Source organism: Streptomyces sp. NPDC002309, assembly GCF_053593375.1.
Genome location: NZ_JBSFCI010000007.1, coordinates 101,685 through 124,414, shown reverse-complemented (window position 1 = coordinate 124,414; position 22,730 = coordinate 101,685). Strand labels below are relative to the sequence as shown.

Here is a 22,730-nt window from a genome sequence, read left to right as displayed (position 1 = left end):
CTGAGTACTTCGGCGGATGTGGTGGGCGGCACAACCGCCGACCCTGTTCCCCATGAGCGACTCACCGGTCAGACAGCAGAGCACGGCCGCCTTCTACGGACAGGCCGTCGCCTCGTTCGCCGTCGCCCTCGGCGCCACCGCCGTGGGCATCTTCCAGCTCGAGACCGACCCCTGGGTCCGGGCCTTCCTCGCCGTCGCCGTCCTCTATCTCGTCACGTCCGCCTTCACGCTCGCCAAGGTCATCCGGGACCGGCAGGAGGCCGGGCAGATCGTGAGCCGGGTGGACCAGGCCCGGCTGGAGAAACTGCTCGCCGAGCACGACCCCTTCGAGAAGCTCTGAGGGAGCGGAGCGCGGACGCCCTTCCCGGCGGCCTCGCTAAGCGCTCGCTCAGCTTCGGCGGTATGGTGGTGCCTCTGATCGGTGAGAGGGGCTAACGAGCGATGACTACGGCGGAGGAGACGGCCGGCGGCGAGACGCAGCCATGGGCCGAGGTCACCCCCGAGGCGGCCCGGCGACTGCTGATCGCCGCCGTGGAGGCCTTCGCCGAGCGCGGCTACCACGCCACGACGACCCGCGACATCGCGGGCCGCGCCGGGATGAGCCCGGCCGCGCTCTACATCCACTACAAGACCAAGGAAGAACTGCTGCACCGCATCAGCAGGATCGGCCACGAACGGGCCCTCGACATCCTGCGCACCGCCGCCCGGCGCGAGGGCGGCGCGAGCGAGCGGCTCGCCGACGCGGTGAGCTCCTTCGTCCGCTGGCACGCCGGGGGACGCACCACCGCGCGTGTGGTGCAGTACGAACTGGACTCGCTGGGCCCCGAGGCGCGCGCGGAGATCGTCGCCCTGCGCCGGCAGTGCGACGCCGAGGTGCGCGGCATCATCGAGGACGGCGTCGCCGCGGGCGAGTTCGAGGTCCTCGACGTCCACGGGACGACGCTCGCGGTGCTGTCGCTGTGCATCGACGTCGCCCGCTGGTTCAGCATCGACGGGCCCTGGACGCCCGACGAGGTCGGCGCGCTCTACGCCGACCTCGTGCTGCGGATGGTGGGCGCGCGCAAGGCCCCGTCGGCGCGTTAGCGGCGGTCGACGACGGTGGCCTCCCGGAGACGGCGGCGGCTCAGTGACGGCGGCACCCGGGAGACGGCCGCCGTTCGGGGGCGGCGGCACCCGGGAGACGGTCGCCGTTCGGGGGCGGCGGGACCCGGTAGACGGCCGCTGCTCAGGCGCGGCCGGGGCTCAGAGGTAGTACCGCGACACCGACTCGGCCACGCACACCGGCTTGTCGCCGCCCTCGCGCTCCACACTGAAGGCGACGCTGACCTGGACGCCGCCGGTCACGTCCTCGACCCCGGTGATCTTCGCGGTGGCCCGCAGCCGGGAGCCGACCGGGACGGGGGCGGGGAAACGGACCTTGTTGGTGCCGTAGTTGACACCCATCCTCACACCCTCGACACCGATCAGCTGCGGACCGAAGAGCGGCAGCAGGGAGAGTGTCAGATAGCCGTGCGCGATCGTGGTGCCGAAGGGGCCGGAGGCGGCCTTCTCGGGATCGACATGGATCCACTGGTGGTCGCCGGTGGCCTCGGCGAACAGGTCGATCCGCTTCTGGTCGACCTCCAGCCAGTCCGTGTACCCCAGTTGCTCGCCCACCGCCGCCTTCAGCTCGTCGGTTGACGTGAAGATCCTCGGCTCTGCCATGTCCCGGCCTCTCGCGTGGCGACAGCAATGTCTAAGCAACTGCTTAGCATGGTGCCGTCCCGGGGCGCTGTCAACGGACCCGGGCCGTCGGCGACTCGGTAGGCTTCGAGAGGTGCCCCAGATTCCCGAGAAGGTCCACGAGCTCACGGTCGGCCGGCTCGCCGCGCGCAGCGGCGCCGCGGTCTCCACCCTGCACTTCTACGAGGCCAAGGGGCTGATCAGCAGCCGCCGCACCTCCGGCAACCAGCGCCGCTACACCCGGGACACGCTGCGCCGGGTCGCCTTCGTCCGCGCCGCCCAGCGTGTCGGCATCCCGTTGGCGACGATCCGCGAGGCGCTCGCCGAACTGCCCGAGGAACGCACGCCCACACGGGACGACTGGGCCCGGCTGTCCGAGGCGTGGCGCTCGGAGCTCGACCAGCGGATCAAGCAGCTCAACCGGCTCCGCGACCACCTGACGGACTGCATCGGCTGCGGCTGCCTCTCCCTGGACACCTGTGTCCTGTCCAACCCCGACGACATCTCCGGCGAACACCTCTCGGGCTCGCGCCTCCTGGTGGACCGTCCGTCCGGCGGGCGGCGGCGGGCGTCGCCGGAGCGGCGGCCCGAGCCGGAGGAGTGCCGCTGACGGGAACGGCCGACGCGAGGGGACGCGCCCCCGGCACGCTCCCGCCCGCCCCGCCCGCCGCCGCTCACTCGAACTCGGTCCCGCCCTTCCGCGTCAGATACGCGGGGCTCACCGCCTTGGCGATCGCCCGGCCGCCGGTCACCGGGCTGTGGCGTTCCCTCGCCGGACGGATCACCACGCCCTCGCGCAGGTGCAGAGCCCGCCCGGACACTGTCTCGCGGCCCGAGGCGAACTCCATCACACGGTCGATGTCGTACGGCCCGGCGAACAGACGGGGCACCAACGGCAGCTCGCCGCCCAGCAGTTGCTCCGCGTCCAGCCAGCGCACCTGGCCGTCCACCTCCGCCGAGACGTCGAACACCGCGTACCCCAGGGTGTCGCGCCGCCCGTCCGAGCCGTACGTCAGGTCCTGCACCCCCGCGCCGTACACCTCGCCGAAGATCCCGACCCGCCGCGCCCCCAGCCGCTCGGCCAGCCGTGCCGCGGCCCGGGCGACGCCGTGCCCGCGCACCGCCCGCCAGTACAGGTTGCGCGGGTCCTCCCGCAGCGCCAGCGACTTCACACCGAAGCCCTTGGAGGAGACGTACACCCGGTCCTCGCCGGCGACGTAGGTCACCAGGCAGGCCGAACCGTGCAGCTTCTCCGTCAGCACGACGGGCTCGCCCGGTGCGAAGACGTCCGGGTAGCGCTGGACGTTCTCCATGTCGACCCAGGGCAGCAGCTCGGGTGCGGACTCGACCTCGCCGCTCATCGTGGGCGGCACCGGCGGGACCCACTTGGTGATGCCGAGCCGCTCCGCGAAGTCGGTGCCGCGCGCCGCCGCGTCCGCCAGGTCGACGTCCGCCAGTGCCTCGGGCCGGCACACGATGCCCTGCGACAGCTCACCGCGCAGCCGCACCGCCTTGACGCGGTCCGCGTCGCCGCCCGCCAGCCGCCCGGTCAGCCCCAGCTCCTCGATCAGCGCCGCCGGCAGCACGGCCTGCTCGGGGATGTAGAGCGCGGCGTCGCCGGTGCGGTAGGCGCCCTTGGCGACGACGGCCCGGTACAGGCCGACCTGGGCCAGATCGAGCGCGTCCGCGTTCGGATGCTCGTGGACGGTCAGCACTTCGGCGGTGACGCGCAGCGTCGACATGGGGGACTCCTCGGTCCTCGGCGGTTCCTCTCGCCCCAACTGTCCTCAGCCGAAAGCACTGGAGCGACCGGTTTACCGGCTGCTACCGTCCCGGGCCCGCGCATACGCCCGCACCGCCTCCACGACCAACCGCGCGTTGGAGTCGGCCGGTCGCCCGTCCGGCAGGACGAGCATGTCCTCCAGACCGGCGCGTGCCGCCAGCCCCAGCCGCCCGGCCAGGCGCAGCACGGGCCACGCGCTGCCGTCCGTGCCGTGCAGCAGCACCGGGCGGCCGTGCGCGGAGCCCAGCTCGGCCAGCAGCGCCCGCGCGCTGTCCTCGGCCGTCGCCGGCGAGGGATCGGCCACCTCCGCGAGCACCCGCAGCACCTTCGGCCCGAGCGGCGAGCGGGCGAACCGCGCCGCCCCGTCCGTCCCGGACCGGATGGCCGCCTCGACACCCACTCCCACGCCGATCAACGCGGCGGCCAGCTCCTCGGCGCCCGGCTCGTGCCAGTCGACCGACGCGTGGTCGGGCAGCACCGTCCAGCCGCGCACGCGTTCCAGCCGTGCACCCCCAGCCGGCCCGCGGCGGACGGCACATGGCCCGCCACGCACTCCCCGTTCCCCCGTGGCCGTGGCACTCGTCGCATCTCAGGCGGACATCAGCAGTCGTTCGCGCCGGGCGTACGCCAACGCCTCGGGAGTGAGCACGGGACGCGGGACGAGGATTCCGCACTCCGCGCAGACCGGGCCCGACGAGGGCTCGTGATCCAGGTCGTACTTCCAGCGCAGGCGCTCCCCGTCACAGACGGGACACGCCGATCCGGGCTCGCGCTCCAGCGCGGCGATCAGCTGCCGCAGCACCTCGGCCAGCGGCTCCGCCGGGTGCACCTCGGGGTCGTCGCACCAGGCGACCCCGAACCCGCCCCAGGTCAGCCGGTGCCAGTCGTCGACCGTGCCCGGCCGGCGCAGCCCGTCGTGCTTCTCCTTCTTGCGGCGCTCGGCGAACTCGAGTTCGTAGGCCAGCCACACCGCGCGCGCCGCCTCCAGCTCCTCCAACGCGGCCACGAGCCGCGCAGGGTCGGGAGAACGGTCCTCCGGGCCGAAGCCGGCCCGGGTGCACAAGTGGTTCCACGTCGCCCTGTGCCCGTAGGGGGCGAATCGCTCAAGGCACTTGCGCAGCGAGTAGCGCCGTAGCGCCAGATCGCATCGGGGGTCGCGTACCTGTCTCGCCAGACTCCGGAAACCGGCCATCGCCCTGCACCTCCGTCACACCTGCACCTGTACTTCGGTCACTTCGGCGTCGTCGTACGGACGTCGCCGAATAGACGTCTCGACCGGCGATTCGGCTCCATCCGATGTCCTCCGCGTGCCGGCGGCGGCTCCCGGACGGTCGTCGCCACCCGTGGAAACCGGGAATCGCGCTCGACAGTCCGAGAACTCGCCGCATATCCCACGGGTTCCTGGAGACGGCTACCGTATGCGTGCTGATTGCCGGTCCTTTGTCCAGGCTTTGCCAGGAGGGACGGCCATCGGGCCGGTCGGTACAGGTGCGGGCGCAGGCGCGGGTCCGGATCCGTGCCCGGCGCAGGTGCGGATACAGGGGTGGCACCGCGCAGGGTTCAGCGGTAGAGGAGGTACTCCCGCCGGATCCTCCGGAACGCCGTCAGCTCCTGCTCCCAGCCCGCCACCACGTCGTCCGTCTCCGCCCCGGCGTCGATCATCGTGCGCACGAGCGTCGAACCGGTCAGCTTGTCGATCCAGTTGTCGGAGCGCCAGGTGAAGCCGCTCCAGGCGCGCTTCGCGGTGATCAGCAGCGCGATCCCGGTGCGCACCGGGTCGAACGCGGCCCGGTCGTGCACGTGCACCTGCACCCCACCGACGGTGCGGCCCTGGAACTTGGAGAAGGTGGGCGCGAAGTAGGCCTCGCGGAAGTGCACGCCCGGCAGGGCGAGTTCGTTCGCCGCCGCCGCCCAGCCGCGGTCGATGCCCTCCGCCCCGAGCAGTTCGAAGGGGCGGGTGGCGCCCCGGCCCTCGGAGAGGTTCGTGCCCTCGAACAGGCAGGTGCCCGCGTAGACCAGGGCGGTCTCGGGCGTCGGCATGTTGGGGCTCGGCGGGACCCACGGCAGCCCGGAGGCGTCATGGAATTCCGACCGCCGCCATCCGCTCAGGCGGACGGTGTCCAGGCGTACCGGTGCGGTCAGGAACTCCTCGTTGAACAGCAGCGCCAGCTCCGCCACCGTCATACCGTGCGACTGCGAGATCGGCTGCCGCCCCACGAAGGTGGCGAACTCCTTGTGCAGCACGGGCCCTTCGGCCGACCGGCCGGTCACCGGGTTGGGCCGGTCCAGCACGACGACGCGCTTGCCCGCGAGGCGCGCGGCCTCCATGCAGTCGTACAGGGTCCAGATGTAGGTGTAGAAGCGCGCGCCCACGTCCTGGATGTCGAAGACGACCGTGTCGACGCCGGAGGCCGTGAAGATGTCGGCCAGCGGCTGACCGCTCTTCTGGTAGGTGTCGTAGACGGGCAGGCCGGTCGCCGGGTCGTCGTGGCGGCCCTCGGACCCGCCGGCCTGCGCGGTGCCGCGGAAGCCGTGCTCCGGGCCGAAGACCGCGGTGAGGTTCACCCGGTCGTCGGCGTGCATCACGTCGACGATGTGGCGTACGTCCCGGGTGACGCCGGTCGGGTTGGTGACGATGCCGACGCGGTCGCCGTCGAGGACGTCGTAGCCCGCCGCGGCGAGGCGCTCGAACCCGGTGCGCAACCGGCGGGTGCCGCCCGCCGCGGGGGTGGCCGCCGCCGGGGCCCCCGATGCCGCGACCGCCGCGGTCGTGGTGGCGAGCAGGCTGCGTCGGGACAACTTCATGCGAGGGCCTCCGTGATCGCGGCGGGTGTCATGCTCACGCACGCTAGCGCGCCCCCTCCGTCACCGGAACGAACCGGGCCGGACTTCGGCTCCCGCTTCGCCCTTCCGCCACTACATACCGACCGGTTAGTCTGACCGCGCGGGGGTAGGCCGAGGCGCGTCGAAGGAGACCGAACCGATGGTGGGAGCCATGCAGGGTGCGGGAGTGGTCGTCACCGGTGCAGGAGGCGGGATCGGGGCCGCGCTGGCCCGCCGGTTCGCCGCGGCGGGCGGCCGGGTCGTGGTCAACGACCTCGACCCGGACAAGGCCAAGGCCGTCGCCGAGGAGATCGGCGGCATCGCCGTCCCCGGCGACGCCTCCGCGATCGTCGCCGAGGCCAAGGACGCGCTCGGCGGTGCCGTGGACGTCTACTGCGCCAACGCCGGGGTCGGCTCCGGCGGAACCGAGGCGGCTCCCGAGGAGGTCTGGCAGCTGGCCTGGGACGTCAATGTCATGGCCCATGTGCGGGCCGCCCACGCGCTGCTGCCGGACTGGCTGGAGCGCGGCGGCGGCCGGTTCGTGTCCACCGTGTCGGCCGCCGGGCTGCTCACCATGATCGGCGCCGCCCCCTACAGCGTCACCAAGCACGGCGCCTACGCCTTCGCGGAGTGGCTGTCCCTCACCTACCGCCACCGCGGGGTGAAGGTGCACGCCATCTGCCCGCAGGGCGTGCGCACCGACATGCTCGCGGCCACCGGCAGCGCGGGCGACCTGGTGCTGGCGCCGACCGCGATCGAGCCGGAGGCCGTCGCCGACGCGCTCTTCGCGGGGATCGAGGAGGACCGGTTCCTCATCCTGCCGCACCCCGAGGTCGCCGCGTACTACGAGGCCCGGGCCACGCGGCCCGACCGCTGGCTGACCGGTATGAACCACATCCAGCAGAAGTGGGAGTCGGCCCCGTGACCCGCTCGCGCCGCGCCGCCGGGCCCTGCCTCGCGCCGCTCGACGAGGCCCGGCGGGCGCCCGTCAGCCCCGACGAACTCGCGGCGTTCCGCGGGGGGAGACTGGCCGCCTGCGAATACCCGCGGCTCGTGGAGATCCTGCCGGACTTGCCGAGGACGGCGAGTGGGAAGATCCTCCGTCGGGAGTTGCGCTCCCGTTCGCGAGAAAATCAGTAGGACATCACGGAAGGCAGGTGGCGGCAGTGCCCAGGACGACGGACACGGACGGGACGCCTGTGCCGCAGCGGCTGCTGGCCGCCGCCACCCGGCTCTTCGCGGAGCAGGGCTACGACCGCACCTCGGTGCAGGAGATCGTCGAGGCGGCGGGCGTCACCAAGGGAGCCCTGTACCACTACTTCGGCTCGAAGGACGATCTGCTGCACGAGGTGTACGCGCGCGTGCTGCGGGTCCAGCAGGAACGCCTCGACGCGCTCGCGGACGCCGACGAGCCGGTGGAGAAGCGGGTGCGGGACGCCGCCGCCGACGTCGTGGTGACGACCATCGACAACCTCGACGACGCGATGATCTTCTTCCGGTCGATGCACCATCTCAGCCCGGAGAAGAACAAGCAGGTCCGCGCGGAGCGCCGGCGCTACCACGAGCGCTTCCGCGCGCTCATCGAGGAGGGCCAGCAGGCGGGCGTCTTCTCCACGGCGACCCCGGCCGACCTGGTGGTGGACTACCACTTCGGGTCCGTCCACCATCTGTCGACCTGGTACCGCCCCGACGGGCCGATGAGCCCCCAGCAGGTCGCCGACCACCTCGCCGACCTGCTGCTGCGGGCGCTGCGGCCGTAACGCCCCGCGCGTGCGGGGCGCCCGCCGCGGCGCTCGCCCCGCACGCGCGCCTCACACGTACTTCTTCAGCTCTCGCCGTGCCAGCGACCGCTGGTGCACCTCGTCCGGGCCGTCCGCGATCATCAGCGTGCGCGCGCCCGCGTACAGCTCGGCCAGCGGGAAGTCCTGGCTCACACCGCCCGCGCCGTGCAGCTGGATCGCCTTGTCGAGGATGCCGACGACCGTGCGCGGCGTGGCGATCTTGATGGCCTGGATCTCGGTGTGGGCACCCCTGTTGCCGACCGTGTCCATCATCCAGGCGGTCTTCAGGACCAGCAGGCGCAGCTGCTCGACGGCCACCCGGGCGTCCGCGATCCAGTTGTGCACCACGCCCTGCCCGGCCAGCGGCTTGCCGAACGCCTCGCGCGCGACCGCGCGCCGGCACATCAGCTCGATCGCCCGCTCCGCCATGCCGATCAGCCGCATGCAGTGGTGGATCCGGCCGGGACCGAGCCGGGCCTGGGCGATCGCGAAGCCGCCGCCCTCCTCGCCGACGAGGTGGGACACCGGCACGCGCGCGTGGTCGAAGACCACCTCGGCGTGGCCGCCGTGGGAGTGGTCCTCGTAGCCGAAGACCCGCATCGCCCGCTTCACCGTCACGCCCGGGGTGTCGCGGGGGACCAGGATCATGGACTGCTGGCGGCGGATGTCCGGCCCGTCCGGGTCGGTCTTGCCCATCACGATGAAGATCCTGCAGTCCGGGTTCATCGCCCCGGAGATGTACCACTTGCGCCCCGTGACGACGTACTCGTCGCCGTCCCGCTCTATGCGGGTGGTGATGTTCGTGGCGTCCGAGGAGGCCACGTCGGGCTCGGTCATCGCGAAGGCCGACCGGATCTCACCGGCGAGCAGCGGTTCGAGCCACTGCTTCTTCTGCGCGTCGTCACCGAACTGCGCGAGCACCTCCATGTTCCCGGTGTCCGGCGCGGCGCAGTTCGTCGCCGTCGGCGCGAGCTGCGGGGAGCGTCCGGTGATCTCGGCGAGCGGGGCGTACTGCAGGTTGGTGAGGCCGGCGCCGTGCTCGGCGTCGGGCAGGAAGAGGTTCCACAGGCCCTGGCGGCGTGCCTCGGCCTTCAGTTCCCCGACGACCGCCGGGGTGTCCCACGGGGAGGCGAGCGCGGCCCGCTGCTCCTCGGCAACGGCCTCGGCCGGGTACACGTACTCGTCCATGAAGGCGAGCAGCCGGGCGCGCAGCTCCTCGGTACGTGCGTCGAACGCGAAGTCCATGCCGGTCAGCCTTCCTGAAGTGTGGTGAGACCGTGCTCGATGAAGACGGGGACGAGGTCGCCGATGCGGTCGAAGCCGCGGCCGACGGTCTGGCCGAGGGTGTAGCGGTAGTGGATGCCCTCCAGGATCACGGCGAGCTTGAACCAGGCGAACGCGGTGTACCAGGAGACCGAGGAGACATCGCGGCCGGAACGGGCCGCGTAGCGCTCGATCAGCTCGGCCGGGCTCGGGTGCCCCGGGGCCTCGGCCGTGGTGGAGACCGGCGACTTCGGCATACCGAGCGGCATGCTGTACATCACCAGCAGGCCCAGGTCGGTCAACGGGTCGCCCAGTGTGGACATCTCCCAGTCGAGGACCGCGTTGATCTCGTCGTCGGCGCCCACCAGGACGTTGTCGAGGCGGAAGTCGCCGTGGACGACGGCCGGGGCGGGGGAGGCGGGCAGGGACCGGCCGAGGGCCGCGTGCAGCTCGTCGATGCCGGCCAGGTCGCGGTTGCGGGAGGCGTCCAGCTGCTTGCCCCAGCGGCGCAGCTGGCGGTCCAGGAAGCCCTCGGGGCGGCCGAAGTCTCCGAGCCCGACCTGCCCCGGGTCGACCGCGTGCAGGTCGACCAGGGTGTCCACCAGCGACAGGACCACCTCGCGGGTGCGCCCGGGACCGAGCGGGGCGAGCTGGTCGGCGGTGCGGTACGGCGTACCGGGCACGAACTCCATGACGTAGAACGGAGCGCCGAGCACCTCCTCGTCCTCGCACAGCAGCAGCGTCCGCGGCACCGGCACCTTCGTCGGCCCGAGGGCGCTGATCACCCGGTGCTCGCGCCTCATGTCGTGCGCGGTGGCCAGGACGTGGCCGAGCGGGGGCCGGCGCACGACCCACCGGGACTCGCCGTCGGAGACCGTGTACGTGAGGTTCGACCGTCCGCCCTCGATCAGCCGGCCGGTCAGCGGTCCACGCACCAGACCGGGCCGCTCCCGGTCGAGCAGGCCGCGCAGCCGGGCCGGGTCGAGGCCTGGCGGGTGGTCGGAAGCCATCGTCGCTCCTACGGACGTGTGAACGTGACCCGACCAATGATGCCGACCGGTCGGTATGCCGTCCAGAGTGCCGGACGAACGTGATCGGCGCCACGACAGGCCGACGGCTCCCCGCGCGGGAGGCGGGGAGCCGTGAGGAGGTGTGCGGGCCGGGGCCGCCCGGGTGTCAGTGGTCGTCCCAGTGCCCGTCGTGCTCGGCGTGCCGGTGGCCGTCGTGGAGGTAGTCCATGTGGTCGCCGTGCCGCACCCGCTGATGGCCGCAGGCCTCGCTGTGCTGGTGGTCGTGCCCGGTGTGGGCGGCGTGCCCGGAGGGCTCGCACTCGTCCCAGTGGCCGTCGTGCGCGCGATGGAGGTGGCCGTCGTGCGCGTAGTCGATGTGGTCGCCGTGCGGGATCTCGGCGTGCCCGCAGGAGGGGCCGTGGGCGTGGGGGTGGGTGGAGTGTTCCTCGTGCAGGGTGGTCATGGCGCTCACCTTCGGGTGCGGGTCATGGGCGACGGTGACGGAGTGACGGACGACCGAAAGGCTGCCACGGGAACCGGGCATATCCGGGCATCCGTGCCTTCGTGGCGCACGAGTTCCCCGGAGGGACGGGGCGACGGCGGGCCCGTGGCGGCGGTCGGGACGGCCGGCGGTCCAGGAGAATCCGACGGCCGCCGGTCCAGGAGGAATCCGACGGCCGCCGGGTCGGTCGTCGGCCGGCCCCGGTCAGAACAGCAGTGCGGAGCCGCACACCGCCAGGGCGACCGTGCACAGGGTGGCGGCCGTCGCGTGCCGGGGCGTCAGGGCCGGGGGCCGGCCGGAGGCCGTGAGGACGCGGATACGGGTGTGGGCGATCACGAGGAGGCCCAGCCAGAGGACGCAGCACAGGGCGCAGGCGACGACGCGGGGCGCCGAGGCGCCGCCGTGCAGGGTGGAGCGGGCGCCGAGCACCGCGGCGACCGTGCCGGCGAGCGTCGTGCGCCGCCAGGCGAGCCGGGTCCGCTCCGGCTGGAGCCCCGGGTCCCGCTCCGGGACCCCGGAGGCACTCACCCGTCCCATCCCACGAGCACCACGACGACCATGGCGACCGCCACCACCGCGACGACGGCACTCAGCAGGGCCGGGAAGCGGGACACCGGCAGGTCCTCGCCCCGGCGCATGGCGCGCTCGCAGCGCGTCCAGTGGTTGACCGCCCGCAGGGAGCACAGCACGCCCGCACCGAGCAGGGCGAGCGCGAGCCCCACCCGCCAGCCCCATCTGAGGTCCGGCAGGAACTGGTCCACCGCGAACCCGCCGCCGATCAGCGCGAGCGCGGTGCGCAGCCAGGCCAGGAACGTGCGCTCGTTCGCCAGCGAGAACCGGTAGTCGGGTGTGTCGCCCTCCTCCCGGATCCGCCGGGGCTCGAACCAGAGCCGGACGTTTCGCACGAGATCGATCACGCGCACGACCCTATCCGGATCACGCGCGCGGGCACGCCCGGCGCCGGTGGGCCGCGCGGGCACGCTCAGCGCCGGTGCGCCTCCAGCCGGTGGTACGCCGCCAGCCCGTCCGGGACCCACTCCCACTCGCCGAGCCGCAGCCGCACCTCCTCCTCGGGCAGGAAGGCGTGCCAGGCGACCTCCTCGGCCTGCGGGCTGACGGGGAGCTCGCAGCGGACCTCGTACACCGCGGACCACCAACTGAGGCCGGCGCCGTCGGCGTACAGGAACTTGAACACGTACTCCGGGCGGGGCAGGCCGCTGACGCCGAGTTCCTCCTCGGCCTCGCGCAGGGCCGCGTCGTCGTAGGACTCGCCCGCGCCGACCACGCCGCCGACGAACATGTCGTAGAGGGAGGGGAAGACCATCTTCGTGGCCGTGCGGCGGTGCACGAACAGCCGGCCCTCGGCGTCCCGGGCCTGTACGAACACGCAGCGGTGGCGCAGGCCGCGCCCGTACACCTCACCGCGCGGGGCCTGCCCGATCACGCGGTCGTGCTCGTCGACGACGTCGAGGATCTCGTCAGCAGCGCTCATGGGAGCCATCCAAGCAGGCCGGACGGGAGGCTCGGTGGATCGGCCTGGGCCGGAGCCGGATCACCCGCGTCGGTGAGCGGCTCAAAGGGCCCGGTGGACGGCCCGAATCAGAACCGGGCGCCCCGCATCGGCCGGATCAGCGCGTCGCGGCGCCCTGGAGCACCGGGACCGGGACCGGAACCGCCGTCCGCACGACGCCGCGTGGCATCGCCGGGTGCATGCCGAGCAGGACGATGCCCGTGACCACGGCGGCGAGCCCCGCCGCCTGCCAGGCCAGCGCGCCGGTGTCCATCTGCAGCCGGTCGCCGAGGAAGCCGACACCGCAGACGATGCCGGCGAGCGGCTGGGCGGCGGTGAGCGCGGGCAGCGACTTGCACAGCGACCCGGCCTCGAACGCGCTCTGCACCAGCAGCAGCCCGGTGACGCCGATCAGCAGCACGGCGTACGGCTGCCAGGACGTGAGCAGCCCGCCCAGGCCGCTCGCGGCGAAGCGGTCGCCGCTGACCCGTGTCAGCGCGTCCTGCACGCCGTAGAGCAGGCCGGCCGCCAGGGCCAGCAGCACCGGGGCGGAGCTCATCCGGGACCGCTTGGCGCGCAGGGTCAGCAGGAACGCGAGGCCCACCATCGCGCCGACGATCATCCACAGCCTCGCCGGGTCCGCGTCGGCGGCCCCCGCACGTGGCTGACCGGCCACGATGAACGTGATCACGCCTCCCGCGAGCAGTGCCAGGCCGGCCCAGCCCTGACGGCCCAGGCGCCGCCCCGTCCGGCGCCGGGACAGCCCGAGGGCGAACAGGAGGTTGGTGGCGAGCAGCGGCTCCACCAGGGAGAGCTGCCCCTGGCCGAGCGCGGCGGCGCCGAGGCCCATGCCGGCCACCATCAGCGCGATGCCACCGAGCCAGCTGGGCACCTTCATCAGGTCCAGCAGGAGCCGGGGGGACAGGAAGTCGGCGCGCGGCGCGTGCTGGGCCGCGTTCTGCTGCAGGACGAAGCCGAAGCCCAGGCAGCAGGCGGCGCTCACGGCGAGAACCAGAACCAGGACCGACAAGCTGTCTACCTCGAGACCATCATGGGGGGGGCGGGGGCCGCGGCGGAGGCGGTGCGGCGCACCGCGGAAGGCGGTCGCGCCGGGTCACGGCGGCCGGCGTGGGGCCGGTACGGGGGCGTGACGTTCTCGCCATGGTCGGGGGCCCGACGCCATTCCGCTATGACGCACGTCACACATGTCCGACGGGGAGATGATCCATTTGCGCCTGGTCTGCGGCAAATCCCCGGGAGAGGTGGACCCGGAGTGGGCGGGCTCATCCCTCTCCACCGACGTCGGTGGAGAGGGATGAGCCGCCGTCGCGCGCTCCCGGACGACCGCACGAACCGCCTATGAATGAATCGCCTATGAATCGCCTATATGAAGAGGGACAACAGCAGGACGAGGGCGCCCGCGACCACCGAGATGATCGTCTCCATCACCGACCAGGTCTTGATCGTCTGGCCGACGCTCAGTCCGAAGTACTCCTTCACCAGCCAGAAGCCGGCGTCGTTGACATGGCTGAAGAAGAGCGAACCGGCGCCGATGGCCAGCACCAGCAGGGCCGTCTCAGTGGTCGACATGCCGACCGCGAGCGGCGCGACCAGACCGGCCGCCGAGACGGTCGCCACGGTCGCCGAGCCCGTCGCCAGCCGGATCGCCACGGCGATCAGCCAGGCCAGCAGCAGCGCCGGGATTGACCAGTCCTTGGAGATCTCCAGGATCATCTGTCCGACGCCGGTGTCGATCAGCGTCTGCTTGAAGCCGCCGCCCGCGCCGACGATCAGCAGGATGCCCGCGATGGGCGCGAGCCCCTTCTCCACGAGGCCGGAGACGCGCTCCTTGGCGAACCCGGCGGGGCGCAGGAGTGTGAAGATGCCCAGCAGGACGGAGGCGAGCAGGGCGATCAGCGGGGAGCCGGCGACGTCGAACACGCGCTGCGTGGTGTTCTCAGGGTCGTCGATCACGATGTCGACCAGCGCCTTGGACAGCATCAGGATGACCGGCAGCATGATCGTGAGCAGCGTGGCGCCGAACCCGGGGCGCTTGTGGAGCTCCTCGGACGGCCGCTGCGGGATCATGCGCTCCGGCGCCGGGACGTCCACCCAGCGGGCGGCGTACCGGGAGAACAGCGGACCGGCGATGATCACCGTGGGGATGGCGATCAGCACACCGAGCGCCAGCGTGACGCCGAGGTCGGCCTTGAGCGCGTCGATGGCGACCAGCGGACCGGGGTGCGGGGGGACCAGGCCGTGCATCACGGACAGGCCCGCGAGCGCGGGGATGCCGATCCGCATCAGCGAGTAGTTGCCGCGCTTGGCGACCATCAGCACGACCGGGATCAGCAGTACGACGCCGACCTCGAAGAACAGCGGCAGACCGATCACCGAGGCGATCAGCACCATCGCCCACGGCATCGACCGTCCGCTCGCCTTCGCGAGGATCGTGTCGACGATCTCGTCCGCGCCGCCGGAGTCGGCGAGCATCTTGCCGAGGATCGCGCCCAGCGCGATCAGCACGCCCACGCCGGCCACGGTCGAGCCGAGTCCGGTGGTGAAGGTGGTGATGACCTTGTCGAGGGGCGCGCCGGCGAAGGCTCCGAGCGACAGTGACCCGATGGTCAGCGCCAGGAAGGCGTGCAGCTTGAACTTGGTGATGAGCACGACGATGACGGCGATGCCCGCCAGTACCGCGATGCCCAGTTGTGCGTGGCCCGCCGAGGTGATCGGCTCGACGGGGACCGCCGCCAGCATCTCGACGCTGAGTCTGGTCACGGGGGTTCCCTTGCAGATACGGGGATGGAGGGGGGAGGGGTGTTACGGCGCCGAGGGCGACGTCGTCGGGTCGAGGGCGTCCAGCGCGGTCACCGCGCGCGCGGTGATGTCCTCCGGGGTGCCGGAGACATCGACCGCGACTCCCGCCTCGTCCGCCTGGAGCGGCTGGAGCGTGGCGAACTGGGAGTCCAGCAGCGCGGTCGGCATGAAGTGGCCCTGCCGGTGCGTCATCCGGTCCTCGATGAGCGCGCGGTCGCCCGTGAGGTGCACGAACACGATCCCGGGCGCCGCGGCCCGGAGCCGGTCCCGGTAGGACCGCTTCAGCGCCGAGCTGCTGACCACTCCGCCCAGCCCGGTCCGCCCGTGGGCCCAGGCACCGATGGCGTCCAGCCACGGCCACCGGTCCGCGTCGTCGAGCGGGGTACCGGCCGACATCTTGGCGATGTTGGCCGGCGGGTGGAAGTCGTCGCCCTCGGCGTAGGGGACGCCGAGCCGGGCGGCGAGCAGGGGACCGATCGTGGTCTTGCCCGTGCCCGCGACGCCCATCACCACGACGACGTGGGGGGTACGCATGACTGCCTCGCTGTCTTCCTCGACTTACGACGTCGCATCCGGCGTCGGCCAAATGAAACCCATTAGGTACGACGAATTCAAGTGTCTGTGATGAATAAGTCTGACTTTTAGAAGGGTGATCCGCCCCGTACGCTGAGTGCATGAGCACCATGGGCCGAGGGCTGCACGGCCGTGTCCTGGACACCCTCGGCCCCGAGATCACGGCGGGCGAGTACCCGCCGGGCAGTGTGCTGCGCACCGACGAACTGGCGCAGCGCTTCGACGTCTCCCGCTCGGTGATGCGCGAGGCGGTGCGGGTGCTGGAGTCGATGCACCTGGTCGAGTCCCGCCGCCGGGTGGGCGTCACCGTCCGCGCCAGGTCCGAGTGGAACGTCTACGACCCCCAGGTCATCCGCTGGCGGCTGGCCGGTGCCGACCGCCCCCACCAGCTGCGCTCCCTGACCGTTCTGCGTTCCGCGGTCGAACCCGTCGCCGCCGGGCTGGCCGCCCGCCACGCCACCGCCGAGCAGTGCGCCGAGCTGACCGAGTGCGCCCTCGGCATGGTCGCCCACTCACGCGGGCACCAGCTGGAGGGCTATCTGCTGCACGACGTGGCCTTCCACCGGGTGATCCTCAACGCCTCCGGCAACGAGATGTTCGCCCGCCTCGGTGACGTCGTCGCCGAGGTGCTGGCCGGCCGCACCCATCACGACGTGATGTTCGAGGACCCCGACCCGGCCGCGGTCACCCTGCACGTCCAGGTCGCGGAGGCGGTGCGGGCGGGCGACGCGGCACGCGCGCGGGAGCTGACCCGGGAGATCACGGTCGGCGCGCTCCAGGAGCTGGACATCCTCGCGCCGTGAGCGGCCTCACCGGCCGTCCTCGCTCAGTCGAGGAACTCCCCGTCCACGTACACCCACGCGCCCCCGACCCGCTCGAACCGGCTGCGCTCGTGCAGCGCGCCGCCCCGGAAGGACGCCCGGAACGTCACGGTCCCCGTGCCGTGGAACGCGGAACCCTCCGTCGTGCCGAGGATCTCCAGCCCCGTCCACCGCGTCCCGGCGTCGAGCCCGAGCGGCGCGGGGCGGGTGCGCGGATGCCAGGTCCGCAGCAGATAGCCCTCGTCCAGCCGGACGAAGGCGGAGTAGCGCGACCGCATCAGCGCCTCGGCTGTCGGTGCCGCGGCCTCACCCCGGTGGTACCGGCCGCAGCACGTCTCGTACGGCTCGGCGAGACCGCACGGACATTCCGGGTGGTGCGCCGGAGCGGCGGGGCGTGGGCCGCGGGAACGGCCGGGGCGTCGGGACATGCGCTCCATTGTGCTGCACCGCGGGGCGACGCCGTGGGCACCCGGCGCGCCGACGGCGGGGCAGGGCAGGGCGCACCCGGCGCACGCGGCGGGGAGAGGCCGGGACCGCCTCACGCGCCGCTGGGCGGGAACAGGGGCCGGACGGGAATCCGCACGTCCTGCTCCGGCAGCGGCGGCAGCGCCCGCTCCTCCAGCCACACCCGGAACAGCTCGTCCAGCGGTCCGGACGCGTACCGGGCCGCGTGCGCGGTGAACGCCGCCGTGGTGACCACGCCGCCCCGGTGCTGCCCGGCCCAAGCCCGCAGCATCCGGAAGAAGGCCTCGTCCCCGAGCGCGCACCGCACGGCGTGCACCACGAGCCCGCCCCGCTGGTACAGCCGGTCGTCGAACATCGACTTCCGTCCCGGGTCGGCGATCTTCAGATCCTGCGGCCGGCCCGACAGCGACCGGTGGGCGACGGCCGCGAGCTGCTGCGCGGTCGGTCCGCCCGAGCGCTCCGACCACAGCCACTCGGCGTACTTCGCGAACCCCTCGTTCAGCCAGATGTGCCGCCAGTCCGCGAGGGAAACGCTGTTGCCGAACCACTGATGCGCCAGCTCATGCGCTATCAGCCGCTCCGAGCCCCGCGCGCCGTCCACATGGTTGGCGCCGAACAGCGAGAGCCCCTGCGCCTCCACCGGCACATCGAGCTCCTCCTCCGTCACGACGACGGCGTACTCCTCGAACGGGTAGGGCCCGAACAGCTCCTGGAACAGCTCCATCATGGCCGGCTGGCGGGCGAAGTCCCGCGAGAACTCGGGCAGCAGCTGAGCCGGGATGTGCCCGTGCTGCGGCACGCCACCGGGGCCCGGGTCGCCGAGCAGCACCGTCCGGTACTTCCCGATCGCGAGCCCCACCAGGTAGCTCGGCGTCGGCGCGGCCTGCTCGTACACCCAGGTCGTCGTCGACGCCTTCGTCGTCCGCGTGAGCAGCCGCCCACCGGCGACCACCGAGTACGCGGACGGCGTCGTGACCGAGATCTGGTACGACGCCTTGTCGGCCGGCCGGTCGTTGCACGGGTACCAGGACGGCGCCCCGACCGGCTGGCTCGCCACCAGCGCCCCGTCGACCAGTTCCTCCCAGCCGATGCCGCCCCAGGGGCTGTTCACCGGCCGGGGGTTGCCCGACCAGTGCACCTCGACGGTGAACGCCGCACCGGCCCGCACCGCCTTGGCCGGCCGCACCCGCAGCCGTTCACCACGGTGGGTGTAGTGCGCCTGCCGGCCGTCCACCCGTACCCGCCCGATCTTGAAGTCGGCGAGGTTGAGCTGGAACTCGGCGAGCGCGACCCGGCCCGCGATGGCGTTGATCCGCGCCGTGCCGGCCAGCCGGTTGGGCCCCGGCCGGTAGTCCAGCGCGAGTTCGTAGCGGTGCACCCGGTACCGGTGATCGCCGTTGGCCGGAAAGTACGGGTCCGGACCCGCCGCCTGCTGAACCGCCACTGCCGCGTCTGCTCCCTGCGCCGTGCTCGTACGACCGCCCTCGATCCCCGCCGTGGCGGGGATTCCTAGCGGCGCCATGCCTCGATCGGGTTGCCCAGCCACCGGGTGTCGTCGGGGACGGACTCCGCCGCCATCACGAGCGACGCGGGACCCAGGGTGGTACGGGCCCCCACGGTGCTGCCGGGCAGGACGATGCCGCCCGGACCCAGCGTCGCGCCCTCACGGAGAACCACAGTATCCGTCCGCAAGATCCGGTCGTGGAAGAGGTGTGTCTGCAGTACACAGCCCCGGTTCACGGCGGCGGCGTCCCCGAGGGTCACCAGGTCCGCCTCCGGCAGCCAGTAGCTCTCCACCCAGGTGCCCCGGCCGATCCGCGCGCCCAGGGCCCGCAGCCAGGCGGTCATCAGCGGCGTGCCCGGCACCGCGCCCGCCAGCCACGGCACGGCCAGCACCTCTACGAAGGTGTCCGCCAGCTCGTTGCGCCACACGAACCCGCTCCACAGCGGGTGCTCCGCGGCGCGGTGCCGCCCCACGAGCACCCACTTGGCCAGCACGGACCCGGCACCCGCGAGCAGGCCCGCCGCGAGCAGCACGGCCCCGCCCAGCGGCCACGCCCAGCCTCCCAGCGCGCACAGCGCGGCCACCGTCAGCAGGGCCAGCCCCGCCGAGCAGAACACCGGCACGATCCGGCACAGCTCCACGAACGCCCGCGCCCACAGCAAGCGGGCCGGCGGGTCGTAGGTCCGGCTCTGGTCGCCGTCGGCCGCGCTGCGCGGCAGCTTCACCGGCGGCAGCCCCAGATAGGAGCTTCCCTTCTTCGCCTTCTTCGGCGTGGCCGAGAGCACCCCGACCAGCCCGCCGTCCGGCACGCTCCGCCCGGGCGCCGTCATCCCCGAGTTCCCGAGGAACGCCCGGCGCCCGATCTCCGCGCGCCCGATCCGCATCCACCCGCCGCCGAGCTCGTACGGCGCGGTCAGCGTGTCGTCGGCGAGGAACGCGCCCTCGCCGACCGTCGTCAGGCTGGGCAGCGCCAGCACGGTCGAGACCTCGGCGCCCCGCCCGATCCGCATCCCGAGCAGCCGCAGCCACACCGGTGTGATCAGCCCGGCGTACAGCGGGAACAGCGTGTCCCGGGCCCGGTCCATCAGCTGCGTGACGGTCCACGCCTGCCACCCGGCCCTGCTGTGCGTCGGGAACGTCCCCTCCCGCAGCCCGATGCTCAGCCCCCGCACGCCGGCCAGGATCAGCAACGCGTACGCCGCCCCGAAGGCGAGCGTCGCCGGCACCAGCGCCAGGGCGGCGCCCCCGAGGGCCTCCGCCGGCCCCTGACCAGGGGTGACGAACCGGCTCACCACCAGCAGCGCCGCCCCCGCCCCCAGCACCGGCAGACCCGACAGCGCGACACCGGAGGTCCCGTACAGCCCCCGCCAGAACAGGCCGCGCCCCGGTCGCTCCTTCGGCCAGTTGCGCTTGGCCTTGCCGAGCTTGACCGCGGGCGCGCCGGCCCACCGCTGCCCGGTGGGGATCTGCCCGGTGACGGCCGACCCCGGCGCCACCTCGGCGCGCTTGCCGACCCGCGCCCCCGGGAAGAGGATGCTGCGCGTTCCGACCACGGCGTGCGCGCCGACCTTGACCGGCCCGATCTCGAGCCGGTCCCCGTCCAGCCAGTAGCCGGACAGGTCGACCTCGGACTCCACGGCCGCGCCCCGGCCCAGCTTGAGCATGCCGGTGACCGGCGGCAGCGAGTGCAGATCCACGTCCTGCCCGACCTTGGCACCCAGCGCCCGCGCGTACCGCTCCAGCCATGCCCCGGTCAGCGTGGTGGCCCCGCCGGCCTCGGCCAGCCGCTCAGCCGCCCACAGCCGCAGATGAACGCTCCCGCCGCGCGGATACCTGCCCGGCCGCACGCCACGCAGCAGCAGCCTGGCCCCGCCGGCGGCGACGGCGAGCCGCCCCGGCGGCGTGAAGAGCAGCACGGCCAGGGCGCCCACGACCCACCAGGGGGCGGTCGGCAGCCAGGCGTACCCGCTCAGCACGTTCCCGACGGCCGCGAGCACGACCGTCCACCGCAGCCCGGTCAGCGCGAACAGCGGCACCAGGACGAGCAACTGCACCACCTGGGCCCGCCGGGGCACCGGGGCGACCGTCCGCCGCGCGCCGTCGTCCTGAGCCGACTCCTGGAGCCGCCGGGCCAGCTTCCGCAGCGTGGGCCGCTGGTAGATGTCGAGCACGGCGGCGCTCGGGTAGCGGGTGCGCAGCCGCGTGGTCAGCTGGGCGGCGGCCAGGCTGCCCCCGCCGATCGCGAAGAAGTCGTCGGTCGCGGCCGTGACCGGAATCCCCAGCACCTCGGTCCACTGCTCGGCGAGCCATGCCTCGGTGCCGTAGAGCTGCTCGGCCTTGACACCCGTCCCGATCCCCTCCAGGGGCCAGGGCAGGGCGGCCCGGTCCACCTTGCCGGACGTCCGGGTCGGCAGCTCGGCGACCGGCGCGAGCAGCGGCACCAGCGCCGCCGGCAGCTCGGCCCGCAGCCGCTCCACCGCCGCCCCCGCGTCCCAGCCCTCCTGGGTCACGACATACCCGACGAGCAACTGGTTGCCGCTGCGCGCGGTCCGTACGGCGGCGGCGGCGCCGGCGACACCGGGCAGCGCCTGCAGAGCGGAGTCCACCTCACCCAGCTCGATCCGCCGCCCGCCGAGCTTGATCTGCTCGTCCGCCCGTCCGAGGAACACCAGCCCCTCGGGTTCGGCGCGCACCAGGTCACCGCTGCGGTACGCGCGTTCCCAGCCCAGCGACGGGAGCGGAGCGTACTTCTCCGCGTCCTTCTCGGCGTCGAGGTACCGGGCGAGCCCGACCCCCCCGATCACCAACTGGCCACTGGCTCCCATGGCGACCGGCTCCCCGGCCTCGTCCACGACGGCCAGCTCCCAGCCCCGCAACGGCAGCCCGATCCGCACCGGCTCCCCGCCGCCCATCAGCGACGCACAGGCCACGACGGTGGCCTCGGTCGGACCGTAGGTGTTCCAGACCTCGCGCCCCTCGGTCACCAGCCGCTGCGCCAGCTCGGGCGGGCACGCCTCACCGCCGAAGATCAGCAGCCGAACGTCGTCGAGGGTCTCCGGCTCCCACAGGGCGGCCAGCGTCGGCACGGTCGACACGACCGAGATCTCCTGCTCGACCAGCCACGGACCCAGATCGGCCCCGCTGCGCACCTGCGCCCGCGGCACCGGTACCAGACACGCCCCGTACCGCCAGGCCAGCCACATCTCCTCGCAGGACGCGTCGAACGCGACCGACAACCCCGCCATGACCCGGTCGCCGGGCCCGATCGGCTCCTCGGTCAGGAACAGGGCGGCCTCGGCGTCCACGAACGCGGCGGCGCTGCGGTGGCTGACGGCGACACCCTTGGGCTTCCCGGTGGACCCGGAGGTGAAGATGATCCAGGCGTCGTGCTCGATTCCGGGCCGTCCGGCGTCCTCGCCGGACGCGTCCCCGTGGACGGCCACCTCGTGCCCGGCCCCGACGACGGCCCGTACCTCAGCCTCCCCGAACACCAGCTCGGCCCGCTCGTCCGGGTCCTCGGCGTCCACGGGCACATAGGCGGCACCGGCCGCGAGCACGGCGAGGATCGCGACGTACAGATCGTTGGTCCCCGACGGGACGCGCACCCCCACCCGGTCCCCGAGCCCGACCCCGGCCGTGGCGAGCCGTGTCCGCAGCCGCTCCACCTCGACGGCGAGGGCCCGGTAGGTGAGCCGGACCGCCCCGTCGTCCAGGGCGAGTTCGTCGGGATGCGCCCGCACGGACGCCTCGAAGACGTCCACCAGCGTGCGCGGAGAGGCAGCGGGCCCTCCGGAGAAGCGTGCCCTGTCACCGAACCGTTCGCGGATCTCTTCGTCGAGCAGGCCGAGAGCGCTGCTCTCGTGTATGGCTGCCATCCGGTCCTCGCGTCTCCATCCCGGAAACCTCCGGGGCGCTGGCGGGCCCGCAGGTCTGCCTGGGGTTGTCCGGCTCCAGCTCCGTAACAAGCCGGATATTTTAGTACGACGCTAGGTTCGTCGTGGTCCGGCGGCCACCTGGAGGGGCCGTTCGGGCCCCTCGGCACGGGTGCCGAGGGCTCTCAACCCAGGATCCTCCCGGTGGGGGAGAGACGGCCCGCACAGCGCCGGGCGAGCTGTCCAAAAAAGCAGAAGACCCCTGGTCAACAGGGGTCTTT

General features: G+C 72.9%; 22 protein-coding genes and 1 pseudogene. 6 read left to right on the top strand and 17 right to left on the bottom strand.

The window, feature by feature from the left end:
- Positions 1-52: 52 nt before the first annotated feature.
- Both ACWCPM_RS08580 and ACWCPM_RS08575 read left to right on the top strand, forming a co-directional pair.
- The gene (locus ACWCPM_RS08580; protein ID WP_450975377.1) at positions 53-340 is read left to right on the top strand and encodes a YiaA/YiaB family inner membrane protein; all 288 of its coding nucleotides are present in this window, start codon (positions 53-55) and stop codon (positions 338-340) included.
- A 101-nt stretch (positions 341-441) separates the two neighbouring features.
- Complete coding sequence (locus ACWCPM_RS08575) at positions 442-1,083, top strand: TetR/AcrR family transcriptional regulator (RefSeq protein ID WP_450975376.1); 642 nt, start codon at positions 442-444, stop codon at positions 1,081-1,083.
- 159 nt (positions 1,084-1,242) lie between these two features.
- On the opposite strand, the gene ACWCPM_RS08570 is transcribed toward ACWCPM_RS08575, so the two are convergent.
- Entirely contained in the window at positions 1,243-1,704 is a 462-nt protein-coding gene (locus ACWCPM_RS08570) for a MaoC family dehydratase (RefSeq protein WP_450975375.1), read from the bottom strand.
- Between the two features lie 112 nt (positions 1,705-1,816).
- Here ACWCPM_RS08570 and soxR point away from each other — a divergent pair, with 112 nt between their 5' ends.
- The gene (gene soxR / locus ACWCPM_RS08565; RefSeq protein ID WP_450975374.1) at positions 1,817-2,332 is read left to right on the top strand and encodes a redox-sensitive transcriptional activator SoxR; all 516 of its coding nucleotides are present in this window, start codon (positions 1,817-1,819) and stop codon (positions 2,330-2,332) included.
- Between the two features lie 64 nt (positions 2,333-2,396).
- Here soxR and ACWCPM_RS08560 read toward each other — a convergent pair whose 3' ends face one another.
- The 4 genes and pseudogenes from ACWCPM_RS08560 to ACWCPM_RS08545 form a co-directional block, all read right to left on the bottom strand.
- Positions 2,397-3,464: an RNA ligase (ATP) gene (locus tag ACWCPM_RS08560; RefSeq protein ID WP_450975373.1), complete on the bottom strand. Its 1,068-nt coding sequence runs from the start codon at positions 3,462-3,464 to the stop codon at positions 2,397-2,399.
- Between the two features lie 72 nt (positions 3,465-3,536).
- Positions 3,537-4,025, bottom strand: a pseudogene (locus tag ACWCPM_RS08555) (3-keto-5-aminohexanoate cleavage protein); the annotation flags it as partial.
- Positions 4,026-4,094: 69 nt separating this feature from the next.
- A complete protein-coding gene (locus ACWCPM_RS08550; protein ID WP_450975372.1) occupies positions 4,095-4,697 on the bottom strand; it encodes a hypothetical protein in 603 nt (200 codons plus the stop codon).
- Between the two features lie 368 nt (positions 4,698-5,065).
- Positions 5,066-6,310, bottom strand: a complete 1,245-nt coding sequence (locus ACWCPM_RS08545) for an exo-beta-N-acetylmuramidase NamZ family protein (protein WP_450975371.1) — start codon at positions 6,308-6,310, stop codon at positions 5,066-5,068.
- A 178-nt stretch (positions 6,311-6,488) separates the two neighbouring features.
- Here ACWCPM_RS08545 and ACWCPM_RS08540 point away from each other — a divergent pair, with 178 nt between their 5' ends.
- Together ACWCPM_RS08540 and ACWCPM_RS08535 are read left to right on the top strand one after the other, a co-directional pair.
- The gene (locus ACWCPM_RS08540) at positions 6,489-7,253 is read left to right on the top strand and encodes an SDR family oxidoreductase (protein ID WP_450975370.1); all 765 of its coding nucleotides are present in this window, start codon (positions 6,489-6,491) and stop codon (positions 7,251-7,253) included.
- Positions 7,254-7,494: 241 nt separating this feature from the next.
- Complete coding sequence (locus tag ACWCPM_RS08535; protein WP_450975369.1) at positions 7,495-8,088, top strand: TetR/AcrR family transcriptional regulator; 594 nt, start codon at positions 7,495-7,497, stop codon at positions 8,086-8,088.
- 51 nt (positions 8,089-8,139) lie between these two features.
- On the opposite strand, the gene ACWCPM_RS08530 is transcribed toward ACWCPM_RS08535, so the two are convergent.
- The 9 genes from ACWCPM_RS08530 to ACWCPM_RS08490 all read right to left on the bottom strand — a co-directional run bounded on the left by ACWCPM_RS08530 (position 8,140) and on the right by ACWCPM_RS08490 (position 15,748).
- Positions 8,140-9,354, bottom strand: a complete 1,215-nt coding sequence (locus ACWCPM_RS08530) for an acyl-CoA dehydrogenase family protein (RefSeq protein WP_450975368.1) — start codon at positions 9,352-9,354, stop codon at positions 8,140-8,142.
- Between the two features lie 5 nt (positions 9,355-9,359).
- Complete coding sequence (locus ACWCPM_RS08525; RefSeq protein WP_450975367.1) at positions 9,360-10,382, bottom strand: phosphotransferase family protein; 1,023 nt, start codon at positions 10,380-10,382, stop codon at positions 9,360-9,362.
- Between the two features lie 166 nt (positions 10,383-10,548).
- The gene (locus ACWCPM_RS08520; RefSeq protein WP_450975366.1) at positions 10,549-10,845 is read right to left on the bottom strand and encodes a hypothetical protein; all 297 of its coding nucleotides are present in this window, start codon (positions 10,843-10,845) and stop codon (positions 10,549-10,551) included.
- 243 nt (positions 10,846-11,088) lie between these two features.
- A complete protein-coding gene (locus tag ACWCPM_RS08515) occupies positions 11,089-11,421 on the bottom strand; it encodes a DUF202 domain-containing protein (RefSeq protein ID WP_450975365.1) in 333 nt (110 codons plus the stop codon).
- Positions 11,409-11,801 carry a YidH family protein gene (locus ACWCPM_RS08510; protein ID WP_450975364.1) on the bottom strand — a complete coding sequence of 131 codons (393 nt, stop codon included), beginning with the start codon at positions 11,799-11,801 and terminating at the stop codon, positions 11,409-11,411. Before ACWCPM_RS08510 ends, ACWCPM_RS08515 begins: the two co-directional genes overlap by 13 nt.
- 65 nt (positions 11,802-11,866) lie before the next feature.
- Positions 11,867-12,376 carry an NUDIX hydrolase gene (locus ACWCPM_RS08505; RefSeq protein ID WP_450975363.1) on the bottom strand — a complete coding sequence of 170 codons (510 nt, stop codon included), beginning with the start codon at positions 12,374-12,376 and terminating at the stop codon, positions 11,867-11,869.
- Between the two features lie 136 nt (positions 12,377-12,512).
- A complete protein-coding gene (locus tag ACWCPM_RS08500) occupies positions 12,513-13,424 on the bottom strand; it encodes a DMT family transporter (protein WP_450975362.1) in 912 nt (303 codons plus the stop codon).
- A gap of 353 nt (positions 13,425-13,777) precedes the next feature.
- Entirely contained in the window at positions 13,778-15,175 is a 1,398-nt protein-coding gene (locus tag ACWCPM_RS08495; RefSeq protein ID WP_450975361.1) for a GntP family permease, read from the bottom strand.
- A gap of 42 nt (positions 15,176-15,217) precedes the next feature.
- Positions 15,218-15,748, bottom strand: a complete 531-nt coding sequence (locus ACWCPM_RS08490; RefSeq protein WP_450975360.1) for a gluconokinase — start codon at positions 15,746-15,748, stop codon at positions 15,218-15,220.
- Between the two features lie 140 nt (positions 15,749-15,888).
- Here ACWCPM_RS08490 and ACWCPM_RS08485 point away from each other — a divergent pair, with 140 nt between their 5' ends.
- Positions 15,889-16,590 carry a FadR/GntR family transcriptional regulator gene (locus ACWCPM_RS08485; RefSeq protein ID WP_450975359.1) on the top strand — a complete coding sequence of 234 codons (702 nt, stop codon included), beginning with the start codon at positions 15,889-15,891 and terminating at the stop codon, positions 16,588-16,590.
- A 23-nt stretch (positions 16,591-16,613) separates the two neighbouring features.
- Here the strand turns inward: ACWCPM_RS08485 and ACWCPM_RS08480 are convergent, their stop codons facing one another.
- From ACWCPM_RS08480 to ACWCPM_RS08470, 3 genes are all read right to left on the bottom strand, one after another.
- Complete coding sequence (locus tag ACWCPM_RS08480; RefSeq protein ID WP_450975358.1) at positions 16,614-17,036, bottom strand: YchJ family protein; 423 nt, start codon at positions 17,034-17,036, stop codon at positions 16,614-16,616.
- Positions 17,037-17,146: 110 nt separating this feature from the next.
- The gene (locus ACWCPM_RS08475) at positions 17,147-18,517 is read right to left on the bottom strand and encodes a M1 family metallopeptidase (RefSeq protein ID WP_450975357.1); all 1,371 of its coding nucleotides are present in this window, start codon (positions 18,515-18,517) and stop codon (positions 17,147-17,149) included.
- A 65-nt stretch (positions 18,518-18,582) separates the two neighbouring features.
- Positions 18,583-22,452: a Pls/PosA family non-ribosomal peptide synthetase gene (locus ACWCPM_RS08470; RefSeq protein WP_450975356.1), complete on the bottom strand. Its 3,870-nt coding sequence runs from the start codon at positions 22,450-22,452 to the stop codon at positions 18,583-18,585.
- Positions 22,453-22,730: the final 278 nt, after the last annotated feature.